Origin of the sequence: Moraxella pluranimalium (genome assembly GCF_002014825.1) — a bacterium.
Lineage (GTDB): Bacteria > Pseudomonadota > Gammaproteobacteria > Pseudomonadales > Moraxellaceae > Moraxella > Moraxella pluranimalium.
Map to the genome: position 1 here is coordinate 76,467 of NZ_MUYU01000017.1, position 24,685 is coordinate 101,151.

22 protein-coding genes are annotated in these 24,685 nt (G+C 45.4%); 5 read left to right on the plus strand and 17 right to left on the minus strand.

Annotated elements, in window-relative coordinates; all coding sequences use genetic code 11:
- The first annotated feature begins 273 nt into the window (after nt 1–273).
- Complete coding sequence (locus B0680_RS07410; protein WP_078254462.1) at nt 274–1,635, plus strand: diaminobutyrate--2-oxoglutarate transaminase; 1,362 nt, start codon at nt 274–276, stop codon at nt 1,633–1,635.
- A gap of 148 nt (nt 1,636–1,783) precedes the next feature.
- A complete protein-coding gene (locus tag B0680_RS07415; protein WP_078254463.1) occupies nt 1,784–3,328 on the plus strand; it encodes a pyridoxal phosphate-dependent decarboxylase family protein in 1,545 nt (514 codons plus the stop codon).
- A gap of 155 nt (nt 3,329–3,483) precedes the next feature.
- On the opposite strand, the gene nqrF is transcribed toward B0680_RS07415, so the two are convergent.
- The 6 genes from nqrF to B0680_RS07445 are packed head-to-tail and all read right to left on the minus strand — an operon-like array spanning nt 3,484 to nt 9,364.
- Nucleotides 3,484–4,719 carry an NADH:ubiquinone reductase (Na(+)-transporting) subunit F gene (nqrF, locus tag B0680_RS07420; protein ID WP_078254464.1) on the minus strand — a complete coding sequence of 412 codons (1,236 nt, stop codon included), beginning with the start codon at nt 4,717–4,719 and terminating at the stop codon, nt 3,484–3,486.
- Nucleotides 4,720–4,729: 10 nt separating this feature from the next.
- Nucleotides 4,730–5,335 carry an NADH:ubiquinone reductase (Na(+)-transporting) subunit E gene (nqrE, locus tag B0680_RS07425; RefSeq protein ID WP_078254465.1) on the minus strand — a complete coding sequence of 202 codons (606 nt, stop codon included), beginning with the start codon at nt 5,333–5,335 and terminating at the stop codon, nt 4,730–4,732.
- The gene (locus B0680_RS07430; RefSeq protein WP_078254466.1) at nt 5,335–5,991 is read right to left on the minus strand and encodes an NADH:ubiquinone reductase (Na(+)-transporting) subunit D; all 657 of its coding nucleotides are present in this window, start codon (nt 5,989–5,991) and stop codon (nt 5,335–5,337) included. Before B0680_RS07430 ends, nqrE begins: the two co-directional genes overlap by 1 nt.
- A 1-nt stretch (nt 5,992) precedes the next feature.
- Nucleotides 5,993–6,796, minus strand: coding sequence for a Na(+)-translocating NADH-quinone reductase subunit C (locus tag B0680_RS07435; protein ID WP_078254467.1), 804 nt, complete (start codon nt 6,794–6,796; stop codon nt 5,993–5,995).
- Nucleotides 6,780–8,009: an NADH:ubiquinone reductase (Na(+)-transporting) subunit B gene (locus B0680_RS07440; protein WP_078254468.1), complete on the minus strand. Its 1,230-nt coding sequence runs from the start codon at nt 8,007–8,009 to the stop codon at nt 6,780–6,782. The genes B0680_RS07435 and B0680_RS07440 overlap by 17 nt, the downstream gene beginning before the upstream one ends.
- A 2-nt stretch (nt 8,010–8,011) precedes the next feature.
- Nucleotides 8,012–9,364 (minus strand): Na(+)-translocating NADH-quinone reductase subunit A, encoded by a 1,353-nt coding sequence (locus B0680_RS07445; RefSeq protein ID WP_078254469.1) that lies wholly within the window; start codon nt 9,362–9,364, stop codon nt 8,012–8,014.
- Nucleotides 9,365–9,849: 485 nt separating this feature from the next.
- Between B0680_RS07445 and hisA the strand changes: the two genes are divergently transcribed.
- Entirely contained in the window at nt 9,850–10,575 is a 726-nt protein-coding gene (gene hisA / locus B0680_RS07450) for a 1-(5-phosphoribosyl)-5-[(5-phosphoribosylamino)methylideneamino]imidazole-4-carboxamide isomerase (RefSeq protein WP_078254491.1), read from the plus strand.
- A 104-nt stretch (nt 10,576–10,679) separates the two neighbouring features.
- Here hisA and B0680_RS07455 read toward each other — a convergent pair whose 3' ends face one another.
- From B0680_RS07455 to B0680_RS07470, 4 genes are all read right to left on the minus strand, one after another.
- Entirely contained in the window at nt 10,680–11,588 is a 909-nt protein-coding gene (locus B0680_RS07455; RefSeq protein ID WP_078254470.1) for a sulfite exporter TauE/SafE family protein, read from the minus strand.
- Nucleotides 11,589–11,596: 8 nt separating this feature from the next.
- Nucleotides 11,597–11,773: a cbb3-type cytochrome oxidase assembly protein CcoS gene (ccoS, locus tag B0680_RS07460; RefSeq protein ID WP_078254471.1), complete on the minus strand. Its 177-nt coding sequence runs from the start codon at nt 11,771–11,773 to the stop codon at nt 11,597–11,599.
- Nucleotides 11,774–11,898: 125 nt separating this feature from the next.
- Nucleotides 11,899–13,422 (minus strand): protein adenylyltransferase SelO family protein, encoded by a 1,524-nt coding sequence (locus tag B0680_RS07465; protein WP_078254472.1) that lies wholly within the window; start codon nt 13,420–13,422, stop codon nt 11,899–11,901.
- Between the two features lie 153 nt (nt 13,423–13,575).
- Nucleotides 13,576–14,754 carry an acyl-CoA desaturase gene (locus B0680_RS07470; RefSeq protein WP_078254473.1) on the minus strand — a complete coding sequence of 393 codons (1,179 nt, stop codon included), beginning with the start codon at nt 14,752–14,754 and terminating at the stop codon, nt 13,576–13,578.
- A gap of 37 nt (nt 14,755–14,791) precedes the next feature.
- On the opposite strand from B0680_RS07470, the gene B0680_RS07475 reads away from it, so the two are divergent.
- Both B0680_RS07475 and B0680_RS07480 read left to right on the plus strand, forming a co-directional pair.
- Entirely contained in the window at nt 14,792–15,046 is a 255-nt protein-coding gene (locus B0680_RS07475; RefSeq protein WP_078254474.1) for a hypothetical protein, read from the plus strand.
- Between the two features lie 184 nt (nt 15,047–15,230).
- Entirely contained in the window at nt 15,231–15,947 is a 717-nt protein-coding gene (locus tag B0680_RS07480) for a TetR/AcrR family transcriptional regulator (protein WP_078254475.1), read from the plus strand.
- Nucleotides 15,948–16,020: 73 nt separating this feature from the next.
- On the opposite strand, the gene B0680_RS07485 is transcribed toward B0680_RS07480, so the two are convergent.
- The 7 genes from B0680_RS07485 to B0680_RS07520 all read right to left on the minus strand — a co-directional run bounded on the left by B0680_RS07485 (nt 16,021) and on the right by B0680_RS07520 (nt 24,583).
- Complete coding sequence (locus B0680_RS07485) at nt 16,021–17,070, minus strand: alpha/beta hydrolase (RefSeq protein WP_143821389.1); 1,050 nt, start codon at nt 17,068–17,070, stop codon at nt 16,021–16,023.
- Entirely contained in the window at nt 17,067–18,128 is a 1,062-nt protein-coding gene (locus B0680_RS07490) for an SGNH/GDSL hydrolase family protein (RefSeq protein ID WP_078254477.1), read from the minus strand. Before B0680_RS07490 ends, B0680_RS07485 begins: the two co-directional genes overlap by 4 nt.
- 8 nt (nt 18,129–18,136) lie before the next feature.
- Nucleotides 18,137–19,405 (minus strand): MBOAT family O-acyltransferase, encoded by a 1,269-nt coding sequence (locus B0680_RS07495; RefSeq protein ID WP_158078312.1) that lies wholly within the window; start codon nt 19,403–19,405, stop codon nt 18,137–18,139.
- Between the two features lie 298 nt (nt 19,406–19,703).
- Nucleotides 19,704–21,089, minus strand: coding sequence for an APC family permease (locus B0680_RS07500; RefSeq protein WP_078254479.1), 1,386 nt, complete (start codon nt 21,087–21,089; stop codon nt 19,704–19,706).
- A gap of 728 nt (nt 21,090–21,817) precedes the next feature.
- Nucleotides 21,818–22,588: a pteridine reductase gene (locus B0680_RS07510; RefSeq protein ID WP_078254481.1), complete on the minus strand. Its 771-nt coding sequence runs from the start codon at nt 22,586–22,588 to the stop codon at nt 21,818–21,820.
- A 66-nt stretch (nt 22,589–22,654) separates the two neighbouring features.
- Nucleotides 22,655–23,344, minus strand: a complete 690-nt coding sequence (locus B0680_RS07515) for a metallophosphoesterase family protein (RefSeq protein ID WP_078254482.1) — start codon at nt 23,342–23,344, stop codon at nt 22,655–22,657.
- 60 nt (nt 23,345–23,404) lie between these two features.
- Nucleotides 23,405–24,583, minus strand: coding sequence for a tRNA nucleotidyltransferase (locus B0680_RS07520; RefSeq protein WP_078254483.1), 1,179 nt, complete (start codon nt 24,581–24,583; stop codon nt 23,405–23,407).
- Nucleotides 24,584–24,685: the final 102 nt, after the last annotated feature.

Sequence of the window (24,685 nt, forward strand, 5' to 3'; positions counted from 1 at the left end):
TTGCCATAAAATTTCTATAAAATCATCTGTGTCAATCGCTAAAAAGCGTAAGTAAATATGGCAAGCGTGTGATGATTGTTAAAATCCGCCTTGTTACAAAAAAGTTTGGCAATTTGGCAAAAAAAGCTTTTATTTTTTAAAAAAAGGCGTATCATGCGCTTGTTTGTTTTTGTGATAGAAAACAAGCATACACTCAAGTCATAGACTTGGTCATTTTCACCCATAAGTCATAGGAAAAGATAACCACGACTTAAACTTTGTTAAGGCTGTTTTATGAATGCAACACCTGTAAAACCAATCACTGATGCGACCAATGAATACTACCTAACTCGCCAAAATGAGATGGAGTCTAATGTTCGCAGTTACCCACGCAAGCTGCCATTGGCAATCGCCAAAGCGCAAGGTTGCTGGATCACCGATGTCGAGGGCAATGAGTACCTTGACTGCTTAGCTGGCGCAGGCACACTTGCTCTTGGGCATAACCATCCTGCCACGATTAACGCCATCAAAGATGTATTGGAAAGCGGGTTGCCATTGCACACCCTTGACATCACAACGCCGATCAAAGATGCGTTTACCGAAAAGTTGTTGTCATTTTTCCCACAAGACTTCGTTCTGCAATTTTGTGGCCCAACAGGTGCCGACGGCACAGAGGCTGCGATTAAGCTTGCCAAGACTTATACAGGTCGTGACAATGTCATCGCCTTTAGCGGCGGCTATCATGGCATGACGCATGGCTCGCTTGCCATGACAGGCAACCTATCTGCCAAAGAAAAAGTTGGCAATCTGATGGCAGGCGTGCAGTTCATGCCATATCCGCACGAATACCGTTGCCCACTGGGTCTAGGTGGTGAAGCGGGTGTCGATGCCTTGACTTATTATTTTGAGAATTTCATCGAAGATGTCGAAAGCGGTGTGGTCAAGCCTGCTGCGGTCATCCTAGAGGCCATCCAGGGTGAGGGCGGTGTCGTCCCAGCACCTGCCAAATGGCTACAAAAAATCCGTGAAGTCACTGCCCGTCATGACATCGTACTTATCCTAGATGAAGTACAAGCAGGCTTTGCTCGCTCTGGCAAGATGTTCGCCTTTGAACACGCAGGCATCACCCCTGATGTGGTGGTGATGAGTAAGGCTGTTGGCGGTGGTTTGCCACTGTGCGTACTTGCAATCAATAAGAAATTTGACGCATGGGCACCAGCGGGTCATACAGGTACATTCCGTGGCAATCAGCTGGCGATGGCAGCAGGCTACAATGTCTTAGAAGAAATCACCAAAAATAATCTTGCCGAAAACTCGCGCATCCAAGGCGAGTTTTTGCGTAGCGAATTAAAGAAAATCGCCGAAGAATATCCATGCATCGGTCATGTGCGTGGTCGTGGTCTGATGACAGGTATCGAAATTGTCGATGAGCGTAAAGCTGCTGACCACATGGGTTCATACCCTGCAGATGCCGAGCTTGCCGCTGCCATCCAAAAAGCCTGCTTTGATAATAAGCTGCTACTTGAGCGTGGTGGTCGTGGTGGTACGGTAGTGCGCTTACTTTGCCCAATCACCATCACTGCTGATGAGTGCAGCGAGGTTATCGCACGCTTCAAAAAAGCCGTCGGTGAAGCACTACAAGCAGTGCGTGGCTAATCAGCTTTCATCAATGAAAAAAGCAGTGTCATTTGCTATCAAATGGCAACTGCTTTTTGTGCATTTAACTGATAGTTAATTAATCATTAGTTCATTGACCATAAATTGCAATTAATTGAATTGTAGAAATTTTATAAACAGGTGAATTATGCCAACTTTTGACCAACATAAACAAGCCCTACTGTGCAACGATGCCCAATCGATCGCCGATTATGAATCAGCGATGGCGCAGGCAACCCAAGCCGTCGCCAACTGGCTAAAAAATGACAAAATGTACACCGGCGGTAGTATCAAACAGCTGCGTTCAGAAATCGCCTTTGAGCCGACCAAAGAAGGCTTAGGTGTGCACGCATCGCTTGAGCGACTGGTTGAGCTGTTTTTGAATAAAAGCCTAAAGGTGCATCATCCACATTCATTGGCACATCTGCACTGCCCGACGATGGTGACAAGCCAAATCGCTGAAGTGCTGATTAACGCCACCAACCAATCGATGGACTCGTGGGACCAAAGCCCTGCAGGCTCATTGATGGAAGTACAGCTCATCGACTGGTTACGCCAAAAAGTCGGCTATGGTAGCGGTCAGGCGGGTGTCTTTACATCAGGTGGTACGCAGTCGAATTTGATGGGTGTACTACTGGCTCGTGATTGGTGTATCGCCAAAAACTATCAAAATGCTGATGGTCAGCCGTGGTCAGTACAGCGTGATGGTATCCCTGCGGACGCCATGCAAAAGGTCAAGGTGATTTGCTCTGAAAATGCTCATTTTAGCGTCCAAAAAAACATGGCGATGATGGGCATGGGCTTTCAGTCGGTGGTGACTGTCCCTGTCAATGACAATGCCCAAATCGACATCGCAGCCCTTGAGCAAACCATGCAAGCACTACAAGATGACGGCAAAATCGTCGCCTGTGTGGTGGCGACAGCAGGCACGACCGATGCAGGGGCGATTGATGATTTAAAGGCGGTGCGTGCATTGACTGATAAATTCGGTGCGTGGATGCACATTGATGCAGCATGGGGCGGGGCGTTATTGCTGTCCAATGACTACCGTGATATGCTTGATGGTATTGAGCTGTCGGATTCGGTAACTTTGGATTTTCATAAGCACTTTTTCCAAAGCATCTCATGCGGTGCGTTCCTACTAAAAGATGAGCAAAATTACCGCTTTATGCACTATGAAGCAGAATATCTGAACTCTGCTTATGACGAAGAGCATGGCGTGCCAAATTTGGTGTCAAAGTCGCTACAGACCACACGCCGTTTTGATGCGTTAAAGCTGTGGATGACTATTGAAGCATTGGGCGAAGAATTGTACGGCTCAATGATTGACCATGGGGTGAAGCTGACTCGTCAAGTGGCGGATTATATCAAGGCGACCGATGGGCTTGAGCTATTGGTTGAGCCGCAGTTTGCATCGGTGCTGTTCCGTGTCGTGCCAGCGGGGTATCCTGCCGAGTTTATCGACAGTCTGAACCAAAATGTCGCTGATGAGCTGTTTGCCCGTGGTGAAGCCAATATCGGCGTAACTCGGGTGATTGATGCTTGCCAAGATGTGCAGTCGCTGAAGATGACCACACTTAGCCCTGTGGCGACGCTTGAAAATGTCCAAGCGCTACTTGCCCAAGTGCTCGCTGAGGCTGAACGCATCAAAGACGACATCGCAAGCGGTAACTACACACCGCCGATTGACTGATTTTGTTGGTTTAAATCACTGCAAACCGCCTTTTGTGATAAAAGGCGGTTTTGTTTTGATAGAGATTTAATCTTTGTGATAAACTTGCCAATTATCAAAAAGACTTGCCCAAAAAAATCCCCGCCAAACGGCAGGGATTTTGGGTTTTTTGGTGATTAGCCACCGAAATCATCCAGTAGGATGTTTTCATCTTCAACGCCCAGTGATTTGAGCATTGAGATAACCGCAGCGTTCATCACCGGAGGTCCACACATATAGAACTCACAGTCTTCAGGTGCTGGATGGTCTTTTAGATAGTTTTCATACAGCACATTGTGAATGAAGCCAATGTAGCCTTCCCAGTTGTCTTCTGGTTGTGGGTCAGATAGAGCGACGTGCCATTCAAAGTTGTCAAACTCTGCTGCCAATCCGTCATAATCTTCGACATAGAACATTTCACGCTTTGAGCGAGCGCCATACCAAAAGCTGATTTTGCGTTTTGATTTTAGGCGTTTTAGTTGGTCAAAGATGTGCGAACGCATCGGCGCCATACCTGCACCACCACCGATGAATACCATCTCGGCATCGGTATCTTTGGCAAAGAATTCACCATAAGGGCCTGATACGGTGATTTTATCACCCGGTTTTAGGCTAAAGACATACGATGACATCTTGCCCGGTGGGATACCTTCAGGGCCGCGTGGCGGTGGACTTGCGATACGGATGTTGAACTTGATGATGCCTTTTTCTTCTGGGTAGTTTGCCATCGAATAGGCACGAATCACAGGCTCATCGACCGTTGAGGTATAACGCCATAGATTGAAATTATCCCAATCTTCGTGATATTCAGGGGCGATGTCGAAGTCCTTGTAATGCACGGTGTGCGGTGGGGCTTCTAGCTGTACATAGCCACCGGCACGGAATGGGACGACTTCACCTTCAGGAATCTTCAATGTCAGCTCTTTAATAAAGGTTGCCACGTTATCATTTGAGATAACAGTACATTCCCATTTTTTGACATCAAAAAATTCTGGGTCAATCTCAATTTGCATATCTTGCTTAACAGCAACCTGACACGCCAGACGCATACCGTCACGGATTTCGCCTTGGGTAAAGTGGCTCTCTTCGGTTGGCAAAATATCGCCACCGCCTGAGATGACTTTACAGCGACACTGACCGCATGAGCCACCGCCACCACAGGCAGATGATAGGAAAATACCTTCGCCTGCTAGGGTTTGTAGTAGCTTGCCGCCTGCTTCGACGCTGATGTTATTATCAGGGTTTTCGTTAATATTGATATTAACCTTGCCAGTATTGACAAGCTTGGCACGAGCCATCAGGATGACGACGACCAATGCCATGATGATGGCGATAAACATACCGACACCACCAAACAAAATACCAAAATCCATCTTGCTCTCCTTATAGTGACATACCGCCAAAGGACATAAAGCCTAGAGCCATCAGTCCTGCGGTAATAAAGGTGATGCCAATGCCACGCAAAGGAGCTGGCACATCAGAGTATTTTAGCTTTTCACGAATACCTGCCATTGCTGTGATTGCAAGCGCCCAACCTAAGCCTGAGCTAAAGCCATAGACCGCAGATTCGGCGAAGTTATAATCACGCTCAACCATGAACAGTACGCCACCCATGATGGCACAGTTTACGGTGATTAGCGGTAGGAAAATACCCAAAGCATTGTACAGTGCTGGCATGAACTTATCCAAGAACATCTCAAGAATCTGTACCACAGCAGCAATCAGTGCGATATAGCTCAAGAAACCTAGAAATGACAAGTCAAGCGTGGGGAAACCTGCCCACGCCAATGCGCCGTCTTTGAGTAGATATTGATAAAGCAAGTTGTTCAAAGGTACGGTGATTGCCATCACAAATGTTACAGCAATGCCCAGACCCAGTGCGGTAGAGACCTTTTTTGATACCGCAATAAAGGTACACATACCAAAGAAGTAGGCAAGCGCCATGTTTTGGATAAAGACGGACGTAATAAATAGGTTAATGTATTCCATTAGTGTCCCCCTTTAGAGTTTGGCTTGATAACAAAATCCGCAGGCTCTTGTAGGTGCTTGTTTTTTAGACGCAATAAAGCGATGAACAAAGCAATCACAAAGAACGCTGACGGTGGTAGTAGTAGCAAGCCGTTTGGCACATACCAGCCGCCATCCGTGACTTTTTGTAGGATTTGGATGTCAAACAATGACCCATTACCAAAAAATTCACGAATCACCGCAACCAAAAACAGCATCAATGAATAGCCTAGACCATTACCAAAACCGTCCAAGAAACTTGGGATTGGTGGGTTGCTCATGGCAAATGCTTCAGCACGACCCATAACGATACAGTTGGTGATAATCAGACCGATAAAGACTGACAACGCCTTACTGGTGTCATAGACGACGGCTTTTAGGATTTGGTCAACCACGATAACCAGCGATGCGATGATGACCATCTGAATGATAATACGGATTGATGACGGAATTTTGTTGCGAATCAATGAGATAAAGAAGCTAGAAAATGCCGTAACCAATGTCAAAGCGATGCCCATGACCAATGCGTTTTTGATGCTGATGGTGACTGCAAGCGCAGAACAAATACCAAGCACCTGAACGGCAATCGGGTTGTTTTGGATGATTGGGCTAATCAGAAGTTTTTTGTTTTCCGCCATTTTATTGCTCCTTAGCACTTCTTAGATTATCTAAAAATGGCTTATAAGCTCTATCACTTAGCCAGAACTGTACCATGTGATTGACACCGCTACTGGTGATGGTTGCACCGGTGATGCCATCGACATAGTTTGGATTTGGCTTAGGCGAACCTGACTTGACCACGCCTGTGGTGATGTTGCCTTGTTCGTCATAGGCTTGTTTGTCCGTCCAAGTAGCACGCCATTTCGGGGTCTCAATCAGTGCACCTAGACCCGGAGTTTCTTTGTGCTGATAAAAACTGATACCTTCGATGGTGTTCAAATCGCTTTTTAGGGTCAAAAAGCCATAGATTTGTCCCCATAGACCGTTACCATTGATTGGCAGGACGATATTTTTTAGCTGACCGCCTTCATCTTTGATCAGATATACTTTCAAAAACTGTGGCAATGCACCGATTTGTGCAGGGTCATCAGAGCCTAGATCAATATTGGTCTTTGGATCTTTGCTGGCTTTGGTTGCATCATAAGCGCCGACATCGCTGATGCCTGCCGCTGATAATTGCTCATCAGTGGCGAATTGACCAGTTTTGGTATCGACAAGCTTAATCTCAACATTTTCAAACAGCTTTTGAGCATCTGCATTGGTATTTTTGGCAGGATCAAACATATTGGCTGCCATCAAGATGTTTTTGTTGCGGTCAATCTCAATATTAGCTGTTTGCTTAGGCTTCAAGCTAATCGCCGCAGCTGACACCATCACCGAACACACTAAGCACAAAATGAGTGCGGTCGCCATGGTGCTGATATTACTATTTTTGGCTGACATTGCTTAATCTCCGTGCAGTTTGGCGTTTGATGTTGGCTTGAGTGACGAAGTAGTCAAATAGTGGTGCGAATAAGTTAGCAAACAAGATGGCAAGCATGATGCCTTCTGGGAATGCAGGGTTCACCACACGGATAACCACAGTCATAAAGCCGATAAGTAAACCGTAGCACCAACGACCTGTATTGGTATGTGCTGCTGACACAGGGTCAGTTGCCATGAATACCGCACCAAACATAAAGCCACCGATGACTAGGTGCCAATGAGCAGGCAGGCTCATCATTGGGTTTTCGCCGCCGATTAGGTTGAAGATGAATGCAGTCACCACCAGACCCACCACAGAGCCTGCAATCACACGCCATGATGCGATACGAGTCCACAATAGACCAATCATACCAATCAAGATGGCAAGGGTAGAGACTTCACCGATAGAGCCTTGCATATTACCAAGGAAAGCATCCATCCAAGTGATGGTGTTGCCATAGGCATCGACGAATTTATCAGGGGTTACGCCTAGTGCTGCCAAGCCAAGTGGGGTTGCGCCACTAAAGCCATCGACCGCTGTCCAAATCGCATCACCTGACATATAGGCAGGATAAGCAAAGTATAGGAACGCACGACCAGCTAGGGCAGGGTTTAGGAAGTTTTTACCTGTACCGCCAAACACTTCTTTGGCAACGACAACACCAAAGCTGATGCCTAGTGCCACTTGCCATAGCGGAATATCTGGTGGTAGTGATAGGGCAAATAGCACCGAAGTCACAAAGAAACCTTCGTTCACTTCATGGCCACGCACGACCGCAAAGATGATTTCCCATAGGATACCAACAGCAAAGGTCACGGCATAAATTGGCAAAAATTGCATCGCACCATAAAGGAAGCACGCCCAAAGGCTATTTGGGTCGTAGCCTGCCATATCGGTGATGATGGTACGCCAGCCGTCAGGGGTGATGCCCAGTTGTTGGATGGCGGTAAGGGCTTGAAAGCCGACATTGTACATACCCCAGAACATCACAGGGAAAGTACATAGCCAAACGGTAATCATGATACGCTTCAGGTCCACACCATCACGCACATGAGAAGCGCTATAAGTCTGAGATGACGGCTGACGGAAAAAGGTGTCAAACATCTCAAACACAGCATAATATTTCTCGTACTTACCACCTTTGGCAAATGATGGCTCCATACGGTCAAAGATATTGTGAATGAACTTCATGGTTAGCCTTCCTGCTCAATACGGGTCAAGTTATCACGCAAAATATCACCAAATTCATATTTACCCGGTGATACAAAGGTGCACAATGCCAAGTCTTCTTCGTCAAGCTCCAAAGCACCCAAATCCACCGCCGTGATAATGTCTTCGACAATCAGTGCACGCAGTAGCTGAGTCGGTAGGTAGTCTTGTGGCATGACAGTCTCATAAAGACCGATTGGCACCATCGCGCGTGGTGAGCCGTTGGTACTGGTGGTAAAGGCGTATTTTTTGCCTTTGAAAAATTGCGAGATATAGATTGGCAATTTTGAAAAACGGTTGCTACCTAGAGCAAAAAAGTGCATCGCAGGGCGTTCACGACCTTCAGCCAATGCTGAGACTTGGTTATGGAAACGACCCAAGAATGCCACAGCGCCAGTTGCCTTGCGACCCGATAGCACAGAGCCTGAGATGATACGGTTGTCATCACCGTTTAGCTCGTCACGGGTCAGCTCAAGCAGGTCAGCACCACGAGTGGTACGGATTAGGCGTGGGTTTTTGACCACAGGGCCTGCCAGACTGATTAGGCGATCGGTGTGGATTTTACCGGTGGTAAATAGCTTGCCGATGGCGATGACATCTTGGTAATTGATTGTCCAAACTGTCGTACCACGACCCAATGGGCGCAAAAAGTGAATGTGCGTGCCTGCATTACCTGCTGGATGCACACCGGTGAAACCTTGATAGATGGTTTCGTTACCTTCTGCGGTTTTGCTTACTTTCTCAGGGGCGACATCACCATGACAGACATAGGTCTTTGGTGAGAGCGTTGATAAAACTGCCAAGCCATCATTAAAAGAAGCAATTTCTTCAAATAATACCACCGCAGGATCAACCGCCAATGGGTTGGTGTCGGTTGCGGTGACAAAGATGGCATCAGGTGTGCTATCAATTTCAGGTGAGCGGCTAAACGGACGAGTGCGAAGTGCTGTCCATTCGCCTGATGCGACCAGCTGTTCAACCACAGTGCTACGATCAAGCAGGCTCAAATCTTCTGAATTATAGCCATTAAAGGTGATTTCGGCGGCAGCATGATCATCACGCTCGATGACTAGGCTTTCAAATACACGGCGTTCGCCACGGTTGATGGCGACGACTTTACCACTCACAGGAGCGGTGTATTTGACACCTGCACGCTTTTTATCCTCGAACAACACCTGTCCTTTGGCAACAATATCGCCTTCCTTTACAAACATCGTTGGACGCATACCGATATAGTCATAACCGACAAGCGCAACTTGAGTTGGCGTGTGTTCGCTAATTTGCTTGGATGGCTCGCCAGTGATGGGCAAGTCCAAGCCTTTTTTGATGGTAATCATAAGCGGATACTTAAATTAAGACCAAAACACACCAGCACAGCAACAGCCCAAAACAAGGCTTGCAATGGCTGGCTACCAAATTTCCCTAAAAACATCCAAAGCTTGTGGCTATCAGATAGCTGCAAGTTGATTTTGTCTAAAGGCTTGTGCAATGACTAATAGTGATAACTGCTAATCAAAGCTATGTTGCTATAACATTACCAAAAAAGTACAATTGACACAAGTAACCTTTCAATTATACGCTAAAATGCCGAAAAATTATAGGCTTATCTAATGATTGCATGATAAAAATCATTAAAACTTGTCAAAAAAAGCCCGTTTTACCGATTTATATTTCTAAAACTAATAAGTATATACAAGTGATGTGGGCGATGATTGGCAAGTTTTTGCCTTAGACTGTTGTAAGCAATGCTAGGATAATTGCCCAAAACCTGCTAAAATGCTGTCCATTGATAGACCGTTATTAATAAGGAAAACTTATGTCTATGCTGATTATCCCTGCCATCGACCTAAAAGATGGTAAATGCGTCCGCCTAAAACAAGGCAGAATGGACGATGACACCGTATTTAGCGATGACCCTGTGGCGATGGCGAGTCAATGGGTGGCTCAAGGCGCGCGCCGTCTGCATTTGGTGGATTTAAACGGTGCGTTTGATGGTGTGCCTGTGCACAAAGATGTGGTGACAGCGATTGCCAAAGCACATCCGAATTTGCCGATTCAGCTGGGCGGCGGTGTGCGTAGCCTGAGCACGATTGAGCATTATTTGGCAGCCGGGCTGACTTATATCATCATCGGCACAAAGGCAGTTGAAGCGCCTGAATTTGTCGAAGAAGCGTGCCGAGAGTTCGCAGGACACATCATCGTCGGTATCGATGCCAAAGATGGCATGGTAGCGACACACGGCTGGGCGAATGTCACTGATGTCAAGGCGACCGAGCTTGCCAAGCGTTTTGCTGATGCGGGCGTGTCAAGCATCGTCTATACCGACATCGCCAAAGATGGCATGATGCAGGGTGTGAATATCGAGCAGACGGTGGAGCTGGCTCGCTTTAGCGGTCTGCCGGTGATCGCATCAGGGGGTGTGACCAATCTTGATGACATCCATGCGCTCAAGCCATATAGCGAGCATCTACTTGGTGCGATCACAGGGCGTGCGATTTATGAAGGGACGCTGGATTTGGCGGCGGCGCAGGCACTGCTCGATGCTTAATGTGTGTGATGCGTGATTTGGCGCATCTTTAATGGCACTAAACCAAGACACAACACCCCAATTGTTAGCATTGTTAGCCAATTGGGGTGTTTGATTTTTATTGGTCAATGATGCGTGTGCTGACTATGGTCGGTATGATTGGGGTCAGTATGAGTGGCGTGTGCATCAGGCTTGGCGTCGGTGGATGGATTGGCAGGCTGATGCTGTGTGTGGTCTGTATGCGCTGAGTGGGCGGTGTGATTACCATCTGCGCTTGCTGTATCGTGCGTGCTATGGTCGCTGTGATTGGCGTGTGCACTGTGGTTGCTGTGGTCGCCATGATTGCCGTGCAGTTTGTGCATGAGTGGCATACTAAAGGCAATGGCAAGCCCTGAGATAATCATGATAGCACCGCTAAATTTACGCAGATGCAAGGTGGTGATTTTGGATTTTAGCCAAGTAATCAGCGAACCTGTCGCAAGTAACATCGGCAAAGTCCCAAGCCAAAAAAACACCATAAACCCTGCTGCCGACAGACCAAATTGGTCATTGCTCGCTAGCCCTAGTGCCACACCAAGCGCCCCATACACCAGACCACAGGGCAAAAATCCCCACAGCAAGCCTGCAAACACCGCCTTTGGCACGGTATCCATCGGTAGTACCTTACTGCGAATTGGCGCAAGTGCGTTCCATAGACCAAGGCCTGCTTTTTCAAGCTTATTTAGCACAGGCAAGCCAAACATCAACAAGCCTGCAAAGATCAGCACACCGCCAAGCAGGTATTTTGGCAGATTGCCATTTGCCATCAATGGCGCAAAAATATGCTTACCAACGGTCGCCGCCACAAGCCCAAGCAGTACATAACTGCCCAAGCGTCCTAGATGATAGCACGCCATGAGTAGCAGTTTTTTGGTGGGGCTGTGTGCTTTCATCGACAGGCTAAACGCCGCCACGATACCGCCACACATCCCAAGACAGTGCGGCGAACCAAGCAAACCCATGCTTAGCGCAGCAAAAATCAGTGCAAAAGTCATACGATGCCTTATTTATGTTTTGATTGTTGGATTTTTCGGCGTGCTTGGCGGTCATCTAGGATGATTTGCTCGGGGGCATTGTCCAAGTCTTCAAACTGATTGGACTTGACCGCATAATAAATCGCCCAAATCGCCACCACAAATAGCATGAGACTGAGCGGAATTAATAAATAAATGCTTAACATGGCACTCTCTTAGACCGATTGGCAGAGCTTTTTTTGTTGCTTTGCCCAAAATTTGTGCTATTTTACCAAAAATCCTGATTGGCATAAAGGATTATCCGCCTGTCTGTGCATTTGGTGCAAGATTGTTAGGATAGACAGCTGACGGCGATTTGTTGGTCGGCTAAGGCAGGCGTGATGTCATTGGCGACTGCTTTGGGGCTGACTTGATAAGGGGTGCTAAGTATCTCAAATAAACGGTGCACTTCACCAAAATCATCTGCTAGGGCGTGCGTGATGGCAGTGTGTGCCATGTGGTTGCGTAGCACATAGACAGGGTTGTGCGTTGTCAGTCGCTGTATCACTGCTTGAGTGTCGTTTTCGGCTTGGATAAGATGAGTAAAGCGTGCTACCCATGCTTGCCAAGTATCTAGTGCCTTGTGCGGTAGGCCACGAGTGAGCGTGCCAAGCAGTCGGCGTTCGTGCGTGTCGGCAGTATCGCTGTGCGTATTATTTGCCATGTCATCCACTGCAACATCTACCACCGCAATCAGTGCACGAAAGGTATTGGTATAATCCAGCTGATAAGTTTTCATCAAATCAAGTAGTTCATAGCCAAGCGCCGTCGTCTCATCACTTGCTTTGGCAAAGCCAAGCTTATGCGCAAGTCCATCATGATAAGCATCTTGTAGCGCTTGTTCATAGCTATCTAGCGCATCATCAATGGCGGTCGGTGTCACGCCGATACGCTGTAAATTTTTGAACACTGTTGCCAAATTCCAATAGCCAATCATCGGCTGATTTTGGTAAGTGTATCTGCCTGTGTGGTCGGAGTGGTTATTAATCCAAGCAGGGTTAAAGCTTTCCATAAATCCAAAGGGCCCAAAGTCAAGCGTCGTACCTGTGATGTTCAGATTATCCGTATTCATCACCCCATGACTAAAGCCGACCAGTTGCCACTTGGCAATCATCTGTGCGGTATTGATGGCGATTTGCTTTATCAGCGCAGGCACATCTGCTGTATCTGCCGTGCTATCGTATAGCGATGGATAATAACTTTGGCAAATATGAGTGATAAATCCCGATAAATAATCTGGTGCATACATCGTCACCCATTCGATATGCCCCAGTCTGACATGGCAATCACTGACACGCAGCAGTGCAGCGGCTCGCTCCATCTGATAGCGTTGAATGGGCGTGTCCGACACCACAAAGCCAATCGCATCCGATGAGCCGATACCAAGACAAGTCAGCGCATGACCGCACAGATATTCACGGATGGTGCTAGCAATCATCGCTCGCCCATCGCCATGCCGAGAGTAGGGCGTGCGTCCTGCACCTTTTAGGTGTAAATCTGTCAGCCGTCCATCATCATCCATTAGCTGTGCGATTAATAAGCCACGCCCATCGCCAAGCTGACCTGCCCACTGTCCAAACTGATGCCCTGCATACGCCATCGCAATCGGCTGTAACCCATGCGGACTCTGGCTTGCCAGTGGTGTCAGTCGCCCACTGATGACATCTTGCCAGTCGTTATCACTAAGACTGCCAAGCCCAAGCTTATTAATCAATGCACGATTGAGCGCACCTAGCTTGGGTGTATCAAGTGGCATGGGGTTGATATGGCGGTACAGGCGTTCGTCATGTTTATGGTAGTCGGTGATAAATTTCATGGCATCTTAAGGGTGGTGATAAATGGTTCAGACAAGTGTAGCACACTTTGGCTAAGTGTGATAATGCAATAAAAAAAGAAAAACCCTTTATCCAAGTGTCGGATAAAGGGCGGAGAAAAAGCGTCGCTAAAGCTTGATAGCTTAGTCTTTAGCTTAAGCAGTTTTACCTTTGAGCTGTAAAAATGCTTTTTCGATGCGTTCGCTGTGCGCTAGGATTTTGGCTTCGACTTCGGCAAACTGCGCTTTGAGCTTGTCATCAGCTTCTTGTAGGCGATTGGCAAATTCCGCTCGTTTTAGTTCAATAGCTCGGGCTTTTAGAGCGTGCCATTCTTCGACGGTTTTGGTAAATTCGTCATATTCAGTGCTGATATGCTCTTTGAACGCCATCAAACGCTCATCTAGGCTAGGTTCACCACCGTTTGCGATACGCTCTTGGGCACGCTTAAACTGCATGGTGACTTCGGCGTGCTTGATGGTCAGATTATCGACACGCTTCAGGTCTGATGCGAGACCGATTTTTGACAAAATCGCGATGAACCATTTGGTTGGGTCGTATTGCCACCATTTGACGCCGTTACGATAGTCGTATTGGAAATAATGATGGTAGTTGTGATAACCTTCACCCCAAGTAAAAATTGCCAACACGCCATTATCACGCGCAGTATTGGTATCAGTATAAGGGCGAGTGCCAATCATATGGCAAAGCGAGTTGATAAAGAAGGTGAAGTGATGTGTCAGCACAAGACGCAATAGACCAGCGATCAAAAATGTTCCTAGCATATCGCCAGTGATCAGACCTGCGATACCGACGACGACTAGGTTTGTCGCAACCACCCAAAAGCCGTAGTATTTATGCTGAAGGGTAAGTAGTTTGTCTTTTTTGAGATCGGGGATATTTTTATAATCATACTGACCGCTTGGGTATTTGTGTAGCATCCAGTCCATATGACTGAACCAAAAACCACGGCGAGCCGAATACGGATCTTCATATTCATCATCGACATGGCGATGGTGCGTGCGATGACCTGAGCACCAGTCAAAGGCGGAACTTTGGACGGCTAAGGTCGCCCCAAGCAATAAGAAATATTTGACAATCGGGTGGGCTTCATACGCCTTATGCGCCCATAGGCGGTGATAGCCTGCGGTGATGGATAGACCCGTCCACGCCATAAAGATGGCAAAAGCTGTCCAAATAGCAGGATTGACCCCGTGTGTCCATAGATACCAAGGCACTAGGATGATTGCCAATAGTGGCGTAGATAAAAGCACGATGGCAGGCACCCAGTTGATGGGCGCATTTTTAAAGGCTTCAGGATTGCGTTCGATACTCATAAACGAAGGTTACCTATAAAATTGGGCGACAAACTTAATGCTTTCTCCAAAAAGTTTGCAAAAACAGCGATCAGCATTCCAAAAATTTGGGCAAAATACCATCAATAGCCTATCAATGGCACTGCACAAAGCTTGGTGTGGCAAAGGTTTGCACGCAGTGACCGCCTTTTATTATGCTATCATACTTCCTATAAAAAGTGAACAATTATTCACAGTTTTTTGGATGAATTTTGTACGATTATTGGCAAAAAAATTTGCATCCACAGACGGCAAAAAAGACATCGGGGCTTGAGTATAAATGATACAGATGATGGGCTTGGGCGATGGCGTGGCTGTGAGTTGTGCTTTTGTGGTGATTTTGGTGATAAATAGTTGATAAATAAAAGACAAAATTGCCACAACTTTGACAAAAAGCCACTACCAATTTTTGTGCGGTTTGCTATAATTTTGCGTTATTATGTTGATTGGGCAAAGCTATGACAAATCGCAAGCAACAGTTTGAACTTCGAGAAGCGCGGATTTTGCAAATGGCCGAGCAGCTGCTGCTGGAGTCGGGCGAAGGGGATTTGACGCTAGATAGCTTGGCGTTGCAGCTTGATTTGGCAAAAGGGACGCTGTATAAGCATTTTTCGAGCAAGGATGAGCTGTTGCTCCGAATCTTGATTGATTATGAACAGCGGATGTTTTTGATGAATGATGTGGGTGATGGCGCAGGTGCAGGCGTGGCGCGCATTGTACTTCAGTTGTTGAATTTGCCACATCGTGCGGTGCTATTTAATCATATCGAAGAGCGATTGTCATCAACGACATCTGGACTTAACAAGATGTTTGGTGAGCTATATACGGTGCGTCGTGAGCGGATGGTGCGTCTTGCGATGATTGTAGAAACCTATCTACAAGAGCAAAATAGCGGTATGACCACAAGAGACTATCTGGCGACGATTTATGCAGTGGGGCAAGGTGGGGCAAGCCTGCTTAATTCCACGTTTTATCAGCGCTATCTTGGTCGTCGTGATACACTCAAGCAAGCACTGGTTAAGCAGATGCTTGATTTGCCAAAGCTATATCCTAAGTGTGAGAGCGATGCTGAGCAAGATTTACAAAATGCGCAGTTTAGCACTGAGCTTAGTGAAGCGGTGGATATCGAAGAAATCGCCGATGCGATTGGCGCTCGGGTGGAGATGAGTATTTAGGTGTTTTAAATCATATGTAATCAGCAATGTGATTTAAAAAAGGGATAAAGTAAACTTTATCCCTTTTTTTGTGTTATTTACAAGGAGTTTCAACTCGCATGGGTTTGAATGGCGTACCATCATCCCATGCGCCTAATGGTAAGTCTTTAGCGCCTTGTGCACCCAACACAACTGGCGACCCATGTGCCAAACTGTCGTTGAGATCAACAATTGCACGCCAAAATCCATGAAAATCCAACTGGTTTAGTGAGACGGTATCTTCAAATTCCTCTCTACCAATCAAGGTTTTTGGATAATCGTGTGATGTTAATTCAAAATTATAACGAAAATCAGGTGAGCCAGCAGAGCCATGACCTGATTTTACGGTTTTGCCTGCATGACTATCCGAAGGTAGTATCAGTAAAGACCGATGAGTGTTTGGTAGATGACATAACTTGCTTGCAATTTTGCGAGCAGTCGGCAAACCAATGCTTGTATCTCCTTCACCGCTCATAACAACAATCGGAATATCTGTTGGAAAATGGCTGATGTCTGAGATAATACTTTTGGCTTGTTCGCCTTTTTTGACATGGTGAGCATCACCTGGATTCATCAACACCATGCCTTTTGGTTTTGGCAAACCAAAATGGGTGGGATCTAATGCAATGTTTAAACTGATTGCTGAACCCATCGAGAAGCCAACATACATCACTCGATCGGGATCAATCGTGTATCCTTGCTCTTGCAAGAAGGTTAATGCACGCTTATCGGCGTCAACAGCCTCTTTGGTTATGGTTGCAGGATTAGTAGCTTCTGATTCTTGATATACAGGATAGATGACTGCATGGCCTGATCGCGCAAGATGATCAATCAATGCACCAAAGTTCATTGGGTTCATGCCAAGCCAACCATGATGCAAAAACACCACCGGCATTTTTGTGTTTACATGTGCAGGTGTCTCAGTTGGCAAAAATACATAGACTCGTTGTGCGCCCTCGCCCATAGAATGTGCAGTTACTGCAGGATAGACTTCTTTTTGCTTATAATAAGTTTTGCTATATGGCTCGGCTGCGGTTGCGGGCATAATAACTCCCCATGATGAGGCAAGTAGTGCAAATGGTAATAATTTAGTCAAAAATTTCATGGTGAAGTACCAGTATCTTCTGAATGAGTGGGTGGATTATACCAAGAAAATAGCGATGGTACCATGAGCATGGCACCGCCATTGGTTAAATGGATGCCATCACCACTACGAATCTGGATGTTTTTGCCATCCGTGCCTGTGCCAAATTCTTTATACTCGCCATTTTCTCCGGCGAAAATATGATTTGGATTGTACCAAGTTACATTTGGGTAATTCTTAGTTACTTGATAAGTGAATTTATTCATCAATTCAAGTTTTTTGTTGAACTTTTGTAGTCTCATGACAGGCAGACCAATCCAAATAACTTTTGCGTTATTTTGGCTAATGATATCTAGATATTCAGTCATGTGTTTTTCATAGATGGCAAACCATTCAGGTTCACCATAATGAATTACCCGACCTTGAATATCAATATCCTGAGCGTCATTAGCACCAATAGCAACAATGACTAAATTGGGTTGGTTTTGACCGATCATTTTCGGATAATTAATCGGCCAACTAAAAATTTCAGGGCGAGTAAGACCGGTGGCAGCTTTACTTGCTTTGACAAATTTTAGATTTTTGTCGTTGGCAAAGTGATTTTGGATACTGCTCGACAAACCAACCGCCATCATCGAATCGCCCGCTAATGCAATTGTGATTGGTGTATTGTTATTAAGCTGTGCAAATTCAGCTGGCAACGCTGTGTTTATTGGGACATTGATGCTTGCAAAGTCTGTTTCGCTTACCTTTTGCTTTGGTGCTGTGGTGGTAATGTTGGTGGGCGAGGTTTGTGCAACTGTAGCGTCACCTTGATTAACTACACCTTGTGGCTCGCTTGGTGCTGTATCGTGCAAAAATGCAACAATCGGTTGGCGAATGCTTGAGAGTTTTAGCGGCTCGGTCATTTGATCCAATTTTGTAACAACTGGAAGTGATAGTGTGCGAATAACACCAGGATCTAACCGCTCGGCCCATGCAACCAACCCTTTAGCATCTAATAATGCAGACACTACCATAAAGCTAAGCACAGTAACGCTTAATTGTTTAACAGTTTTATAATTATATTTGCGTCTCATATCGCCCCCTAGAATTGGAAGTAAATAAACGGTGCAACACCTGTTGGACCAAGCACTTCAATGGCAAAAATAAATAGAGCCAATAAGACACCAACCAGTGCAGGTGACCATTGTGACAATTCAAACTCAACCAAGCGATCCCAGCGACGTGGACGATATTGCGCAAACAATCCCAAGAAGATTAGCAGTAGGACGATTGGATTAAGAAGTTCTGAGCTTCCCCATGATAATATCCCCTTGAAGATGTCGAATGCATTCTCAAAAGATGTTGCACGGAAAAATACCCAACCAATACAAACGGCGTGAAATACGAGCAAGCGAGAAATCCAAAGCCATGCAGTTGATGCACGTAGTGACTGCACCCATTCAATATCCAATCCTGACCAATAGCGATGCACAACTAGATAACCACCGTGTAAGATACCCCAAATGACAAAAGTCCAGCTTGCACCATGCCACAAGCCGCCAAGCACCATGGTGATGAATAGGTTGAAATACGTTCGACCTTCAGAAATGCGAGATCCGCCCAGTGGAATGTATAGATAATCCCTTAGCCATGTTGAAAGTGAGATATGCCAACGATGCCAAAATTCCTGAGGGCTAGCAGCGGTATAGGGTGCATTGAAGTTTTTTGGAAACTTATAGCCTAGCAACATAGCGCAGCCAGCTGCAATACTGGTATAGCCTGAAAAGTCACAATAGATTTGAGCGGCATAACCATAAACAGCAAAAAGAATATCAATACCGCTATAAGCTGTCGGTGTGGCAAAAACATCATCAACAATCATTGAGGCAAGATAGTTGGAGATAATAACTTTTTTGAACAAGCCTGCCACAATCAGCATAAGTGCCAAATTGGTACGAATGCGATTCTCATCTGGTGTGATTGCAAGTTGTGGCAAAAAGGATGATGCGCGCAAAATTGGCCCCGCAATCAGCTGGGGGAAGAATGCGATATATAACAATGAATCAAGTGTAGTGATTTTGACACTGATTTTATTGCGATAAGCATCACCCATCAAAGAGATTGCATGGAACACAAAGAATGATACACCTAAAGGTAGAATCGGTGATTCAAAATCGATGGTCAGTGGCGAGCCTAGCCAATTGGAAATATTGACGATATTGAGAATGAAAAACCCGATATATTTGTAATATGCCAAGATGCCAAGGCAGATTACAATACCACCAATGAGTACTTTTTTGCGATAGGGTGAATCTGGATTTTGTTGAATATAATAAGCGGCAACATGGCTAATCAGCGAAATGCCAATCAACAGCGGTACAAATATCCAATCCCAAAAGCCATAAAAAATATAACTAGCAATGAGCAAAAAGGCTTTTTTTATGGCATTACCACGAAATACATACCATGATAAGAATAATACAGCGATGAAAAATAAAGCATATTCCACGGTAGGAAATAGCATGACTTAACCCTTAGGAATCTGAAATAAATTGCTATATTATAGTTACAATTTGGAAAAATAACAACCAATCTATAAGATTATCTATAAGCAGAATAAAAAATATCCCCGACAAGCATCGGGGATATTTTGTGTATATGATCAAAGATTATACATCTTCTTCTTTATACTGCGGGACTGGTGCTTTAAAGCCACGAGTCTTGATACCTAGCCAGATAAAGCCTAGTGCTGCCCAGAATAGACCGACACTAAAGGTCGTGCCATCAACTTCTAGCCACATTAGGAAAATCGCAATGAAACCCAATGCTGGTACGACGACATAGCTGAAGATTTCTTTGATGTTGCGTACCATCTTGTCACGGATTGCATAGCGGAAGATGACAGATAGGTTCACAAAGCTAAACGCAGTCAATGCACCAAAGCTGATTAGGTTTACAACAGTCTCAAGACTGATAAAGCCTGCGGTCAAAGCAATCGCACCTGCAATCAATACATTGTTCACTGGAGTGAAGAATTTTGGATGAATTTGACCAAAGATCTTTTTGCTGATTACGCCATCACGACCCATCACATACATCAGACGAGATACACCAGCGTGTGCCGAGATACCTGATGCCATGACGGTAACAATCGCAAAGCCTAGAACTGCTGCTTGGAATGCAGAACCACCGACCAATAGCAGGATTTCTGCTTGAGTTTCGTCCACCGCTTCAAAGTAGATTGATGGATCGCTTGGTAGGAAAGTTTGCATAAAATACGCGCTGATGATAAAGATGATACCTGCAATCAGCGTAGTCAAAATCATGGCTTTTGGCAGGGTGTTTTTGACATCTTTGGTTTCTTCAGCTAGGCTTGAGATAGAGTCAAAGCCTGTGAACGAGAAACATAGGATGGTCGCACCTGTGATTAGCGCACCGACAGAAGTCATCTCATCCCAGAATGGCTTTAGACTCCATAGCTCATAAGTGTTTTCTTTGAGCGTGCCGTCAGCGTGCAGACCAATGCTTAGCTTGGTATAAATCAGATAGGTGAACACAGCGATGACGATAATCTGTACAAAGACAATCCAGCTGTTAAAATACGCCACCACTTTTGAACCAAAAATGTTCACGCCTGTCATCAATGCCGTCAAGCCAATCACCCATACCCAGTGGTTCACTGATGGGAATAGTGCTTCTAGGTATAGTACCGCAAGGATGATATTAACCATTGGCGATAGCAGATAGTCAAGCCAGCTTGACCAGCCTACCATAAAGCCCATGCTTGGGTTGATTGATTTTTGGGTATAAGTATAAGCAGAACCTGAAGATGGATATGCGCGAATCATATGACCGTAGCTGATTGAAGTCAGCAAAATCGCAATCAAAGCAAACAGGTAAGACATTGGCACATGACCGCCACTATCACGAGATACCATACCAAAGGTATCAAATAGAGTCATTGGTTGGATATAGGCAAGACCGATGATGATGACGTGCCAAAGTCCAAGATTTCGCTTTAGTTTAGCGACATTCGGGGTAGGTGAAGTATTCAACGATGGTATTCCTTTTAAGTGTGCAAAATGCAGCCAACACAAAAGAGAACTAAGCTTCATCGTATCAAACGCAATCGTTTGAATTTGGTTCGATTAGGCTATCTGCTCCAAGAATTAAAAAAAGTAGGGTTGAAAAAATGGGTATCAAAATTGCTAGTTTGTAACAAAAATCAATACCCATGTAAGTTCTTGTGAATTTTAGCCCAAAAAAAGTGATTTGTCAGCAAGTTTTTTGGTAATTTGTTCAATTTTCACCAATTTTGGCAAATTATTTTGTAAAAATTGGTGAAAAATTATTCTAATCTTGAAAAGTTGGTTGATTGACGGGCGAATTTGAGAAAATAGGGGATTTGACAAACAGGCAAAATATGCTAAGATAAAAATAAGTTTTAGGAGATGGCAGGGTTTCCCTTCTGCCCACCTTAGGTAGCCCATCTACCCTTAGGTGCTTGTCTTAGTAAGCGTTACCGCTGATTAAGAACAAGATGATGGCGATTAGTAGTCTGATTAACACATTCATCGCTTTCTCCTAGGATGCCACCACTTGACTAAGGTCGGTGGCGGTAACCTATCAGAGTTTGGTATGCCAGTACCTGCTCTGATAAAACATATTATAGATGATATTTTAGTAATATCAATAAAAAAGCCTAGCAAATCAATTGCTTGGCTTTTTTTATTATATATAATATATCAATAATATCTTATATAAATGTGATAAAATACCACCATCACCCACCTTTTAAGGTCAGCCCACGACCACCATCCACTGCCAAGATTTGCCCTGTGATATAGCGGCTATTAACCATAAATAGCACGGCGCTAGCAATGTCATCGGGTGTGCCGATGCATTTGAGCGGTACAGAGTCTGTCAAGATGGCTTGGGTTTGGCTGTTTAGCTCGGGATTTTGGTCGTCATCAGGAAAGATATTCACCCCGGGGGCGACACCATTGATGCGGATATCAGGCGCAAGCTCAAGTGCTAAGCTCTGTACCATCATGCGATGCGCCGCCTTTGCCATATTATAAATCGGATAACCGACAAAGGGCTTGGCATCAGCATGAATGTCAAGCAGGCTTAGGATACTGCCTTGATTTTGTTTAAGTTCTTTGGCGAATGCGTGTGTCAGCAACAGCGGTGCTTTGGCATTGGTCAGCATCAAATCCTGCCAATGTGCCATCATCGTCTCATGCGTGCCATCAAATGGCGTAGCATAAAAGCTCGACGCATTATGCACCAAGACATCCAACCTGCCAAAGCAGGACAGCACTTGTTTTGTAAATGCATCAAGCATCTGACTGTCATTGACGACATCCAAGCTTGCACCGATGGTCTTGGCAGAGTTGGGACGAATGGCGTTCAGTCTATCTGCTAAGGCGCAAGCTTCATCATGGCTGTGATGATAGTGGATGATGACATTATAGTCATCGGCGTGTAGGGTGGTGGTGATGGCTTTGCCAATTCGCTTGGCAGCACCTGTGATGAGCGCAGTTTTGTTCATAAGTGGTGTAATATTTCTATCAGTATGGTTATATCAGTTTGCTTAGATATGCCAAATCATAGCAGACTAATCGGTGTTCATCGGTGTCAAAAAATAACTTCGGCAGCTTGTCGCATCCGCCTGAAAAACTTGCCTTTGAGTCACTTCAATCGCTGTCAGGCAATGATTGCCATGTTCGCAGGTATCGATGCAGATTAAGTTATTATGATGATAGATTTTACCATCTTTTTGGGTTGAGTGACCACAAATGATGGTTTTGCCTGTGCAATGCGCATCTTGACCATCGGGCGGAATAAATCGCCATCGCAAGCCTTCATCGCTTTGCTTATCCATTGTTAAGTGTGGCAAGGGCGTGGCATGACAAAAGATAAATTCTGCGGTTTCATAATAATCCACAGCAGATTTGAGCAATTTAAAATATTCAAAAGGTATTTGCTTTAAGCCTTGTAAATCAGTGCTGACATCAAATGATTGTAAAGTTTCGATACCGCCAAATTTTAGCCAATATTTCAGATATTCTCGTTCATGCACCGCACCTAGCATCATCTCTTCGTGGTTGCCTTTGATGAGTACAACTTGGCAAAGTGACTGATAATGCAAAATGGTATCTAGCACACCTTTACTATCTGCGCCCCGATCAATGACATCACCCAAAAATATCAGCGTATCATCAGGCCCAATTGAGAGTGCAGTTAATAAGGTAGTCAGCTGTGCATGACAGCCATGAACATCACCGATGGCGTAGATTTTTGGCATAGTTAATGAGTGCTAAGTGTTGTGATTAAGATACGGATAAATTGATAAGCAAACTAAATATTAAAATACCGTCAACGCATTTGCCATCTGAAAATTACCAATCAGCCCATACAGTGCCTGTGTGCGTAGGCGTGTCAGCTCATCGCCAATGGCTTTGCCAGTAAGTGTGCTATCTATATTTGCCATACCGATTGACTGATAGCGAGTGATGGCATCAGCTAGCCATACCTTTGGATAAGGCATTGATTTATTTTGATAAATTTCACAAGCATCATACAGCGACATCAGTAGTGTATCATCTTTATGGGCTTTGGTATGCTCAATCACGGTGAGTAGCTGCTCGGCGGTGATATTTGGCAGGGCAAGTAGTGTCGCATGATAATTAATAAACGCATGGATAAACTGACCGATGGCTTTTGGGGCATTGAGCCGTGTTAGGCAGTCATTAAGCCCATTAATGTCATCGCCAAATACCGAAAACAGCATCGCTAGGCGAGTGGCAAGCGGACTGTCTGCTTGACAAGCGTTTTGCAATCTTGTCATCATCGCTTGATATCTGTCATCATCTGCCAATCGCTCGGCAAGTGTCGGCAATAGATGCGCCAAAATCCCAAGTTGATGCAAGCAGTCGATATAATGATAACCGTGTGGCTCGGCAATCGCTCGAGCTGTCTCTTGCCAAATGCGTTCACGGCTTAAGTGTGATAATTCGCCTTGGGCGGAGATGCTTTGCATGAGTGCCTGCGTGTCATCATGGATGACAAAGCCAAGCGGGGCAAAGCGGACATAAAAGCGAGCCACTCGTAGCACACGCAAGGGGTCATCGCTAAAGGCAGGGCTGACATGGCGTAGTACTTTGGCGTGCAAATCGTCAAGTCCGCCATAATAATCCATCACTTCGCCTGTGATTGGCGTGTCATCAAATAAGCCCGTCACTTCGATGGCAAGCGCATTGATGGTCAAATCTCTGCGTAATAAATCATCAGCTAGGCTGACATCGGGGCTTGAATGCACGCTAAAGGCAGTATGTCCTGTGCCGACTTTACGCTCAAGGCGGGCAAGTGCGTATTCAGCGTGCGTATCAGGGTGCAAAAATACCGGAAAATCCGCACCGACTTGACTAAAGCCATGAGCGAGCATGGTGGCAGTATCCGTGCCCACAACCATAAAGTCCTTGTCCTTAATAGGTAGTCCAAGCAGTCCATCACGCACCGCACCACCGACCAGATATACTTTCATGCTATTTTTTCCGATGATTGTAAGAATGAGATGGATTTACTATAGCAAGATTTTGATAAAAAAACCAATAAAAAATGCCAGCGCTGAACCGACCCCCAATTC